This window comes from Methanothrix sp. (assembly GCF_016706325.1).
Taxonomy (GTDB): domain Archaea; phylum Halobacteriota; class Methanosarcinia; order Methanotrichales; family Methanotrichaceae; genus Methanothrix.
Map to the genome: position 1 here is coordinate 399,838 of NZ_JADJJX010000002.1, position 11,595 is coordinate 411,432.

The window sequence follows — 11,595 nt, forward strand, 5'->3', positions numbered from 1 at the left end:
CACAATTCCTGCCTCTCACTTAACCCTTGGCTGCTGCTGGCTGATGCAGTGAATGGTACCCAGCCCTTCCACCAACTCGCGGCAGTCGATTCCCACCACCCTACGGTCCGGGAAGAGCCCCTGAATGATCTTCAATGCCTTCTGGTCGTTCTCATCCCGAAACTGTGGAACCAGGACGGCATCGTTTCCGATATAGAAGTTGGCATAGCTGGCAGGCAGCCGGCCGCCATCGTTCTCCACTGGACTGGGCATGGGCAGCTTGATGACCTTCAGGGGATTACCATCCTGGTCGGTCTCTCTGGAGAGCTGCTCGTAGTTCTCCTTGAGGGGCAGATAGTTGTCATCATCAGAATCCTCCTCATAGGCACAGAGCACTGTGGTCGGATCGACGAACCTGGCGATGTCATCCACATGTCCGTCTGTATCATCCCCTGCTATCCCCTCCTTCAGCCAGATGATCTTTCTCACTCCCAGGTACTCCTGCAGATATCTCTCTATCTCCTCTTTGCCAAGGCCTGGGTTTCTGTTGCGGTTGAGCAGGCACTGCTCAGTGGTAAGGAGTGTGCCCAGGCCGTTCACATCGATGGATCCTCCCTCCAGGACGATTCCCGGAACGAAGCACTCCATCTTGAGGTCGTCATTGATCAGACAGGGGATTTTGGTGTCCCTCATCAATCCAGGATACTTCTCCCCCCAGGCATTGAATGTCCAGGCGACCATGGCGATCCTGTCCCCTGCCGGGCCGTCCCCACGAGCCACCACGAATGTGGGTCCATAATCCCTGAACCAGACATCGGCATAATCCATCTCATGGAATCTGATCCGGCGCAGGTCCACATTCCACTCTCTCAGCCGCTCGACAACGGCGCTGAGCATCATATCATCCCTGACCAGAAGATTGACGATCTCGCTCTTATGTATGGCCTTGATGATGGCGAGGTATGCCTCCTCCACCCTCTCTATCTGAAGAAAGGTATCCTGGTCGTAGGGCCAGGAGAGCCAGATCGCTTCATGCTCCTCCCATTCTGCCGGCATATGAAATCCAAGTTGCTGGGGCGTGTCCACCAGGCAGAGCTCCTCACCTTTTGCTGGCTTTCTCTTCAGGCCGGTCCCCTCTCCTTTCTCAGGCGCAGCTTCCCTCACCATCTCGATGATGGGCCAGTAGATATCAGGCCGGCGGTTTCGGAAAAAGCCCCAGCCCTCCCGGACGGACTGGTTCTTGGAGAGATCAAGATCTGCCAGAAGAATCTCCTCCCTCTCACTGCTTGCCTTTGCCAGGATATTGCCGAATGAGTCGGCCACAAAGGAGCCTCCCCAAAAGCACAGGCTCTCCTCTCTGCCCACCCGGTTTACAGCAGCGACGCATATGCTGTTGGAGATGGCATGCCCCCGCTGTACAGTCTCCCAGGCATCATGCCAGTCTCCTTCTGGCGGCTCCCCCTGGTCTGTGATATGGCCGATGGCTGTGGGATAGAAGATGATCTGGGCACCGCCCAGGGCGGCCACCCGTGCGGGCTCCGGGAACCATTGATCATAGCAGATGAGAACGGCAAACCGGGCATGGCGGGTCTCATAGACCCTGATCTCATCCCCTGGCGAGAAGTAGCTCTGCTCGTAAAAGGGGGTCGTAGGGGATGTGGGTCTTGTGGTAGGTCTCCAGAAGGCTGCCATCGGAATCGATTACAGCAGCAGAGTTATAGTAGTCGTCCTCCGTCTTTTCATAGATCGGGATGATGATCACTATCCCAAGCTCCCGGGCGAGGGCGGAGAAGGCCTCTGTGGACTGGCCTGGAATGCTCTCTGCCAGACCTGAGGCATCCATTTCATCCCACTGGGGAAAATAACGGGTTCGGTAGAGCTCAGGCAGGCAGACGATCTTTGCACCCTTCTTCGCTGCCTCTCTCGCCATCTCGATGGCCTTTCTCAGGTTCAGCTCTCTGTCCTCGGAGATGGTGCTCTGAATCAGTCCTATGGTGACCCTCTCGTTCTTACTCTCTGCTGCCATTCCTCTCCTCTCCTCAAATGGTCTTGATCTGTCGGATATATTGCAGAATTTTCTGGGAGAAGATGTACATCAAAGTATATCAAAGTATGTCAAAGAATATCAGGATATGGGCGATGTGGTGTGATGAGGCCTCCTCAGTGCCTTCAATGCTCTTCTCACCTTCCCACTTGCTCTTCTTCTTACCTTATCTTTTTCTCACCTTACCATCTTCTCACCTTACCATCTTCTCACCTTATCATCTTCTCACCTATCACCTATCTGCCAGATCTGGAGCTTGAACTCCCCCAGCTGTCTTATGGCGATGAGGAGAAGGACCAGGGCCAAAGCTATTATGGATAGGTCAATGGCATCGAGCATTCAGGATCCTAAAGCCCCCCCGAGAGGCGGCATTGGCGGCAATATCAACTGCCCTCTCTTCCTCTCGCTCTCGCTCTCTCATAGCAGCTCAGAATTCGTTTATCCCACAGGAATCCACAGGACGCCCACCTCTTCCACATCTATGTCTGTCTTTTCCAGGGGAATCTCGATCTCTTCGATCTGACCTGCCATGCCTTTCCACCGATCAGAGATGGAAGAGATATCCTCTGCCAGCCTGTTCTCGAGCTCTTCCAGCTCTATCTCCCTCTCCTTCTTCTTCTCCTCTGCAGAGCGCAGCCGCTCCTGAGTGCGGACTGTCATTGAGCGCCGGGAAGCTGCCCGGCCCAGGTTTATGGAGCGGCGCCGGCCGCCCAGAAGTCCTGAGAGCAGATCGCCTGCACCGCCAAAGATCTCCTCCTGCTGCCTCTGGCGGGCGTCTGCAGAAAGCTCTCGAACCCTTCTATCGGCATTGCTGAGCTGGGACTTCATCCGGCTGAAGGAGGCTGCATACTTATCTTTCAGCTTTGCCATCTCTCTGTCTGCCTTATCCTCTGCCGCCGCAGCACACCGTCTCTCGAAGTCAGGCCGGGGCTCGCCCACCCTGGAGTACAGTCCCAGAGCAGGGTTGCGGAGGATACTCATTCTGCGATTCCTCAGGAGGTGCTCTCGCAGAGAGGCCTTGACCTCTTTGAAGTAGGAGGGCCTCTCCAGATCTGCCCGGGGCAGGATGTAAACGGCCTTTTCAGGTGGCAGACTGGAGAGATCTCGATTGTCATAATCGACGTTAATCGCCTTTCCCGGATCGAAGCGTTTGCTCAGAGGAAAGAAGACCGCCTCCCACTCCTCTGTATGATTGACTGCTGCTTTGCTGTCATCAAATGTGAGATGGACGCGGGCGACAAGGCCTGCTTCCAGCCTCCTCCCGCCGGGCACAGACCCGACCTGTGATGCCCAGGGTGCAGATGAATTCAGATAGTAGACTGCAGTGGCCGGATCCACCCGCGGTGCCACCTGGCTCTCATCCCCGGCAGTCTCCTCCTGGAGAGCGGGATTCATTGCCCAGGCCTCAGCGGAGGTCCTCTCTCCTCCTTTCTCCAAGCTGCGGGCCAATCTCTCGATCTGGGTTCTATCCAAAGGTCCGGCCAGATAAGAGATCGACCAGCGGCTGGTGAATACCACTGGCTCTTTGAGCCTGGCTGATTGAAGCACGAACTCCCGCTTTCCCAGGTTTGAGATCAGCCGGTCGAAGAGCCTGATATCCGTCTGGCCGGAGACGGACTTCATCCCCTCCAGGATTCTGGCCTTATCCCTCTCCGTCTGCAGCCGGCCTATCATCCATGTTCCGGCGTTGGACATCGCTTTGTAGTCCAGGTCGACAGGATTCTGGGTGGACAGAAGCATGCCCACTCCATAAGCCCGCCCCTGCTTGAGAATAGTCAGGATCTGCTTTTTTGAGGGCGGCTCGGCTGTAGGGGGAGCGAAGCCAAATACCTCATCCATGTAGAGCAGCGCCCGGAGATCGGGGCTGCCGGGCTGTCTTCGCATCCAGGTTATCAGCTTGGAGAGGATCAGGGTTACCACGAACCCCCTCTCGGCATCGGAGAGGTGGGCCAGGTATATTATCGAGGCCTGGGGCAGGCCCTGGGGATTGAACAGCATCCTCTCGATATCAAGGGCCGGACCCTGCAGCCAGGCGGCAAAAGAGGGTGAGGCGATCAGGCCGTTGAGCCTCATGGCCAGGCGGTCTCTCTCCTTTTGAGGATAGAAGCTCTCCATCTCGAAGACCCCCAGCTTTCTCATGGGCGGATGCCTTACCTGGGCGATGAGGGAGGCCAGGTCCATGTCCCTCCCCTCGCTCCAGGCCTTCTCAATGATATTTGCCAGCAGGATGTGCTCCGGGCTGGAGATGGGGTCGGCATCGATCCTGGCCAGCACCAGCAGAGAGGAGACCAGCCCCTCGATCTCATCCCTCCCTATCTCCGCCTGGGAGGATACAGACCAGTCCAGCCTCGGGGCAATAAGCGATCCCACCACATTGACCGGAATCCCTGATACAGAGCCCGGTGTGTATATGACATAATGCGAGGATTCGGCAAGCTCCTGCATTCGCTTGGGGCCTATCCCCCACTCCTCCAGCCCGGATCTCCAGCCGGCAGCGGTCTCCATTGCCAGTTGCTCCAGCTCGATTCCCCGCCTCCGGGCCTCAGCCGGGTCGATCCAGGGGAGGAAGTCGGAGGGAGAGAGGGAGGGGAAGTTCAAGAGCAGGTTGCCCATGTCGCCTTTTGGATCCAGTATCAGACAGGGGATGCCCGAGGCCAGGGCTTCCTCCAGCATGACGATTCCAAGGCCTGTCTTGCCCGAGCCCGTCATTCCTACGATGATGCCATGTGAGGTCAGATTGCGGGCATCATAGATGACCTCGCTATCAGTGCTTCTGCCGCTGGCCGGGTCGATGCCCCTCCCCAGATACATCTCACCCCGGCGACCACTTCCCATTGCTCTTCTGGTCATGTCTCTCTTATCTCCCTCTCTCTCTTCTCTTGCATCTCCCTTCTCTTCTCTTACATCTCCCTCTTTCTCTTCTCTTACATCTCCCTCTCTCTTCTCTTACATCTCCCTCTCTCTTCTTACATCTCCCTCTCTCTTCTTACATCTCCCTCTCTCTTCTTTCTTTTATTTTTTATGTCACCATCTTTGCGCATGCCAGAGCAGGCCTCTTCAGGCGCCGTCCGCCTGCTCTCATCAAAGATCGCTCAATTCAGCCGAGCTCCTTTTTTTTGTTAAGATCAAAAGCCTTTTGGCGATAGGTTAACCCCACCCCGGATTATGATATTTGAGTGCCTCCCGGCGATTGATCCCGAGCGTCCACCATCCAGGAATGGTCCATGATAATTCAAAACAAAACCTATATTATTATCAGAGGAGGCTACTATTTAATAGCATTTAATAGCCTATGAGTGCATTGCCGGCCTTGCAAGATGGCCAGATATCGATGGAGGATGTTGATGGATTTCGGAAACGAGAAGAGAGAGCGCATTCTCATCCTGGGCGCTGCAGGCAGAGACTTCCATAACTTCAATGTATTCTTTCGCAGCCAGCTCCAGTTTGAGGTGGTAGGATTCACTGCAGCTCAGATCCCCCATATCGCCTGCCGCCTTTATCCTCCAGAGCTCTCCGGCAGCCTCTATCCGGCCGGCCTTCCCATCTGGCCGGAGGATGCCCTCGATGAGATAATCATCAAATGCCGGGTGGATAGATGCATCCTCTCCTATAGCGATCTGAGCCACCAGGAGGTGATGCACCTGGCGGAAAGGGTGCTGGCCAGGGGGGCGGACTTTGGATTCCTGGGACTGAAAAATACCATGCTCCGATCTACAAAGCCAGTGATAGCAGTCTGCGCAGTCAGAACCGGTGCGGGAAAGAGCCAGGTGGTAAGATACATTGCCGAGATCATCCGCCAGGCCGGGCTGAGAGCAGTTGTGGTAAGGCATCCCATGCCCTATGGGGATTTGGCCCGGCAGGCGGTGCAGAGATTCTCCTCCCGGGCGGATCTGGATGCTGCTGATCTGACCCTTGAGGAGAGGGAGGAGTACGAGAGGCATATAGACAGAGGGACAGTAGTCTATGCGGGAGTGGACTATCAGAGGATCTTAGACCAGGCCCAGAGCGAGGCGGATGTCATTTTATGGGATGGGGGAAACAACGACACCCCATTCTTCCAGCCAAATCTCTGGATCACTGTCGCCGATGCCCTCCGGCCGGGGCATGAGATATCCTATTATCCCGGGGAGACGAACTTTCTGGCGGCAGATCTCATCCTGATCAATAAGGCCAACTCAGCGGCTGAGGAGGATATCATAGCCATCCAGGCCAATGCATCCAGGCTGAACCCGGGGGCAGAGGTGGTGGTGGCTGGATCAGAGGTCAGGGCAGTGGATCCAGGGATGATATCGGGCAAGAGGGTACTGATAGTAGAGGACGGTCCCACCATAACCCATGGGGGAGTGGCCTATGGCGCGGGAATGGTGGCGGCGAGGAGGTACAATGCCGCAGAGATAATCGATCCCCGCCCTTATGCCACGGGATCGCTAAAGGATATCTTCATCCAGCACAGACATATTGGGAGGGTTCTTCCTGCTATGGGCTACTACCCCCAGCAGATCAGGGAGCTGGAGGAGACCATAAACAACGCCGATTGCGATTCCGTAATCATCGGATCTCCGATCGACCTGGGCCGCCTCATCGAGATCAATAAGCCCTCCACCTATGTTCTCTACGATCTGGTGGACATGGGCCGGCCGTATTTGAGGGAGAGGATTGAGGAGTTCATATCCCAATCAATGCAGAGGTCTGCAGAAAAGGGGGTTGAGGCTGGCAGGATCGAGGGATCTTGCCCTTGACAGAGACCTTCACCACATTCTTTATGGGAGCCCAGCAGGCCCAGGCGATCTCACCTTGCAGCACAATTACCCGCACAATCTAGAGAAGGGCCATTAAGTGGATGGAGACTCGCATCCACGCACGTTCGCCCTTCCCTGGATAAGAGCCTCTCTTCAGATGCTCTCTTTGGAATCTTATTCAGAAGCTTTCTTCAGACTATCTTTTCAGATATTCTCTTCGGAAGCTCTTCAGATACCCTCGTCAGAATCTCCTTTCAGAGTTTCTCTTCAGAAGTTCTCTTCAGATACTCCCTTCAGAAGCCCTCCTCCTCCATCCAGTCGAGCCATTGAACCGAGCGGAGCTCTCTGGCGGTCGCCTCGTCAACGCCGTAGACCTGCTGATAGAAGTCCAAAGACCATTCAGCTACGTTTATGTCTGCAAATCGTTCTGGATAGGCGGCCTTGGCGATGATCATGGCCTCGATCGGATACTCCAGGCGCTTTGCCCAGTTGTAGGGAGTCCAGGGCAGAGCATAGACGCGCCCGTTTTTCACTGCTGAAAGCTCCTGTAGATTCTGGTAGTAGGGAGCAGTATACAGCTCGCTCGCCGGGTGGTAGCCCTGGGCGGTCGGGAGGACTATGACATCAGGATCCATATTCAGAATTTGTTCTGTGGAGACCACAACGAAGGCGCCCGTCCCATCGTATGCATTCTTGGCATTTGCAATATTCTCAATGAAGTACGACTCTATGGTATCCAGGCCCCAGGCCATGCCGGCACCCCCTCCCTCCCTTGCCCTTGGCGAGAGCCCCAGCTGCATCATACGAACCTTCTCATCCTCTGGAATATCCTTGGTACGCTTGCGTATCTCATCGATTTGCGATTCCAGGTAAGAGGCGATATCACCGGCATCCTCCTCTCGAGAAAATACCTCGCCCACCAGCCTGATCTCATCTCCGATGCGATCCACTGTTGGCTGCTCCTGAAATGGCGGGCCGACCAGCACTACCAGCGGTATTCCGAGTGATTCAATCGATGCGATGGTCTTCTCGATCTTCTCATCAGATCCCGCAGAAAATGCCCATGACCCCTCCCGGAGGAAGACCACATCCGGTTCCAGGGAGGCGAGTGTCTCATAGTTGACGGCAGTTGCGCCCTCGACCAGGACCGGGAGTTCGACCAGTTCGGGTATGAGGTATTTGACAGGATTCATGCCATTCTTGAATTCGTAGCTGCGGCCGTCCACCGTCTCGAAGGAGTAATTGAAGTCGGTCCGGCAGCAGGGAGCGCCCAGAGCTACAATCCTGTCCTGGATGCCCAGACGGTACATGATGCCCTCGACAAAACCATCATCTATGGCGATCACCCGTTCGATGCTCAATGGAACTTCAACATTCCGTCCGAGCATATCGGTTACGGTCTTGTGCTCCTCTGCTGAGATGGGCAGTGCCAGCGAGAGGCCCATTATCATCAGAAGAAGCAGAAGCAATTGCGTCTTTCGGTTCTTTATCATCATTCATTCCTCCGTTGTCCAGTCCATCCACTGGGCTGATCGCAGCTTTTCAGCTGTCTCCCGGTCCACTCCATAGACCTTCTGGTAGAAGTCCAGCAGCCACTGGGTCAGGTCTATGTCCTGGAATCGGTCCGGGTATGCAGCCTTGGCGATGACCATAACATCGATTGGATACTCCAGCCGCTTGGCGCAGTTGCATGGAGACCAGGGAAGAGCAGTAACATTCCTGTCCTGCACCGCCCTCAGCTCTTGCAGGTTCTGGTAGTAAGGGGCCTCATAGAGCTCTCGCGGCGGATGATATCCGGATGCTGTGCAGAGAACTATGGCATCGGGATCCAGGGCCAAAAGCTGCTCGGCATTAAGGGTCTTGAAGTAGCCCGGATCCCGGAAGGCATTCTCAGCGTGAACCAGATCCTCAATGAAGTAGGACTCTATGGTATCCAGGCCGAAGACCTGTCCTGCACCGCCCTCCTTCCGGGCAGAGGGAGACAGCCCCAGGATGAGAACTCCAGGCTTCTGCTCTTCTGGAACATCCGCAGTCCTCTCTCTCACCAGATCCACCTGGCTCACCAGATATTCCGCCAGCTCATCTGCCTCGCCCTCCTTGCCAAATAGGCTGCCTATGATTCTGATCTCATCGGATATGGTGGAGATGTCCTTATGCTGCTCCTCATTGAAGTTGTGAGCATAGAGCACCACCAGGGGTATTCCTAAAGACTCGAAGCTGGATATGGTCTTCTGGGCGGCCTCATCATTGTACCTTAAGGAGCAGTCGCCTGCTCTAAGGATAACCACATCCGGCTCCAGCTCGGCGATGGCCTCGAAGTTTGGTGCGGCATCGCCTTTGGCGACAATTGGAAGCTCTCTTAAACGGGGATACAGGAAGCTGACTGGATTTTCCCCATCCTTATAGACGATGGGCTCGCCTTTCACGCTCTCATATGTGTAGTTCCAGATCCTGGGAAGACAGGTGGAGCCTATGCCCACGATCTTATCCTCCTCTCCCAAGACCAGCATCGTCCCTTCTATCAGGCCGTCGCTGATGGTCACCACCCGATCTATCTCTGCCGGAACGGTCACATCCACGCCACGGCCATCCACAACTGTCCTCGTCCCCTCCGCTGCCAGGCAAGTGCTCATTAAAAGGAATGCACAAGCCAAAAAGACCGGCCATTTCTTCAGCAGTCTCATTCATCCCACCTTCTTTGTCTCTTGATCCGCCTCGACTGTTCCTTTTCCCTCAGATCCCGCGCCTTCAGGCCTCTCCAGAGCGGATCTGCCTCTTATCAACCCCACACTCCCCCAATCGATGGCTCAGGGTCTGAGAGAGGATAACACTCTCCTTTTTCCCGCCCCGCTGCAACCGATCCCAACCCTCATCAGAGGCCCCAATCATCCCCACAGCTCTCTTTCCAAAGCCTCTCATCTCCTCCCGGAGCGCCACATCCCTCGGCAGCACCACTCTTATCCCCCCAAAGCTCCTCACAGAGCGGACATCCTGATAGATCTCATCCATCGTCTCCTCGGTGATGACATTTCTTGAGGATCCTTCCTTGATGATGCGGTTGTCCTTCATCACCACCACCTTGTCGCAAAACCAGCTCACGTGATTGGGGTCGTGGCTGCAGGCCAGGATGGTGACTCCCCTCTCTGCGACCATCCTCATTATCCTCCAGATTCTGATCTGGTTGCTGAAGTCCAGAGCTGATGTCGGCTCATCCAGGAACATGAGCGGCGTCTCCTGGGCGATTGCCCTGGCCATCAGTATCATCTGGCGCTGGCCTCCTGATAGCTGATTGTAGGGATGATCGGCAAGCTCTGTCAGCCCCAGAAGATCCAGGGCCTCAGCAGCCTTCATCTTATCATCCCTGCTGATACCAAAGAATCCATTCAGCCGGGGGGTTCTGCCCATCAAGACCACCTCCCGGGCCAGATAGGGGAATGGAGGCTTATGCTCCTGGGGAACATAGGCCACTATCTTGGCCATGTCCTCGACCTTCAATTTCTTGATATCCTTTCCGTCCATACGGATAGACCCGCGATTGGACTTCAGAAAGTTCAGGCAGCACTTGAATAGGGTTGTCTTTCCGCAGCCATTGGGGCCAAATAAGCCACATAGCTCACCCTCGTTCACCTCAAAGGACACCCCCCTCAATACCGGGGTGTCTCCATAGCTGAAGTGAAGGTCTTTGACATCGAGCATTGGCGTCATCCCAGCATCGCCTTGCCTCTGGTCCTGAGAAGATAGAACAGGTATGGTGCTCCGAGGATGGAGGTGATGATTCCTACTGGGATCTCAGAGCTGGTGAGCGTTCGCGCCATGGTATCACAGACCAGAAGATAAGATCCCCCAAGAATGGCCGATGCAGGGATGACATATCGATGATCAGGTCCCAGCATCATTCGCGTGGCATGGGGCATCATCAGGCCCACCCAGGCGATAATTCCCACTGTGGACACTGCCAGGGAGGTTACAAGCGTGGCCAGGGTGATGAGGATGAACTTGTACTTCTCTGGGTTGACTCCAAGGGCTCTGGCCTCGTCATCGCCCATGGAGAGGATGTTCAGCTTCCAGCCCAGGGCCCACATGATCAGGAAACAGGGAATCATGATCGGAGCGAGAAGGCGGACGTCGCCCCATGTGGCATAATAAAAGCCACCCATCAACCAGAAGACGATCTCCCGCAGGGCAGCATCTGTGGCGATATACTTTAGGATGGAGACCATTGCAGAGAATATTGAGCCGATGATCACGCCAGCCAGGATCAGAGTCACTATGGGCGTCTCTTTCCTGACGCGGGCCAGGAAGTATGCCATGGCCACGGCCAGAGAACCAAAGATAAATGCAGAGAGCTGGATGGACAGGAAAAAGCTGGAATAGACTATGCCCATAGCGGCGCCAAAAGCAGCCCCAGAGGAGATGCCCAGGATATAGGGCTCGACCAGCGGATTTCTGAAGCAGCCCTGGAAGACTGCGCCTGCCGTGGCCAGGGCTGTGCCTACGATCACTGCCAGGAGGACTCGGGGAATTCTGAGTTCCCAAACGATGGTGTTATGAAGCTTGGTGACGCCGGTCACATCTGCAAAGGGAGATATATGGACCAGTACGATTCGATAGACATCGGCGATGGAGATGTTATAGGCTCCAAAGGTTATCGCCACCCCGACTGTGATGAGAAGAAGTATCAAAAGAGCTGAGAGTATCAGGATCTTGCGGCCTTCCGAGTAACCAGATGAGATATCGAAGCCCAGCCGCTCCAGCAAGCCTATTTTCCTGATTGTATCTGCCAATATTGCACACCATCCCCTTTTTCAAATCCGGTCATGATCACAGCCACAG

Annotated in this window: 8 protein-coding genes; 1 reads left to right on the forward strand and 7 read right to left on the reverse strand. The window is 55.2% G+C overall.

The annotated features are described in order from the left end of the window. Window positions 1–15: 15 nt before the first annotated feature. The 3 genes from IPI63_RS11600 to IPI63_RS11610 form a co-directional block, all read right to left on the reverse strand. Entirely contained in the window at window positions 16–1,671 is a 1,656-nt protein-coding gene (locus IPI63_RS11600; RefSeq protein WP_292478564.1) for an agmatine deiminase family protein, read from the reverse strand. Further along, window positions 1,586–2,005 (reverse strand): nitrilase-related carbon-nitrogen hydrolase, encoded by a 420-nt coding sequence (locus IPI63_RS11605; protein ID WP_292478565.1) that lies wholly within the window; start codon window positions 2,003–2,005, stop codon window positions 1,586–1,588. The genes IPI63_RS11600 and IPI63_RS11605 overlap by 86 nt, the downstream gene beginning before the upstream one ends. A gap of 456 nt (window positions 2,006–2,461) precedes the next feature. After that, window positions 2,462–4,873, reverse strand: coding sequence for an ATP-binding protein (locus IPI63_RS11610; protein WP_292478567.1), 2,412 nt, complete (start codon window positions 4,871–4,873; stop codon window positions 2,462–2,464). A gap of 494 nt (window positions 4,874–5,367) precedes the next feature. On the opposite strand from IPI63_RS11610, the gene IPI63_RS11615 reads away from it, so the two are divergent. After that, window positions 5,368–6,762, forward strand: coding sequence for a cyclic 2,3-diphosphoglycerate synthase (locus IPI63_RS11615; RefSeq protein ID WP_292478568.1), 1,395 nt, complete (start codon window positions 5,368–5,370; stop codon window positions 6,760–6,762). Window positions 6,763–7,055: 293 nt separating this feature from the next. On the opposite strand, the gene IPI63_RS11620 is transcribed toward IPI63_RS11615, so the two are convergent. The 4 genes from IPI63_RS11620 to IPI63_RS11635 all read right to left on the reverse strand — a co-directional run bounded on the left by IPI63_RS11620 (window position 7,056) and on the right by IPI63_RS11635 (window position 11,546). Continuing rightward, on the reverse strand, window positions 7,056–8,258 hold the full coding sequence (locus tag IPI63_RS11620; RefSeq protein WP_292478570.1) for an iron ABC transporter substrate-binding protein: 1,203 nt from the start codon (window positions 8,256–8,258) through the stop codon (window positions 7,056–7,058). After that, window positions 8,259–9,446: an ABC transporter substrate-binding protein gene (locus IPI63_RS11625; protein ID WP_292478572.1), complete on the reverse strand. Its 1,188-nt coding sequence runs from the start codon at window positions 9,444–9,446 to the stop codon at window positions 8,259–8,261. A 64-nt stretch (window positions 9,447–9,510) separates the two neighbouring features. Beyond that, on the reverse strand, window positions 9,511–10,458 hold the full coding sequence (locus IPI63_RS11630) for an ABC transporter ATP-binding protein (protein WP_292478573.1): 948 nt from the start codon (window positions 10,456–10,458) through the stop codon (window positions 9,511–9,513). 5 nt (window positions 10,459–10,463) lie between these two features. Continuing rightward, entirely contained in the window at window positions 10,464–11,546 is a 1,083-nt protein-coding gene (locus IPI63_RS11635; protein ID WP_292478575.1) for an iron ABC transporter permease, read from the reverse strand. Window positions 11,547–11,595 lie beyond the last annotated feature (49 nt).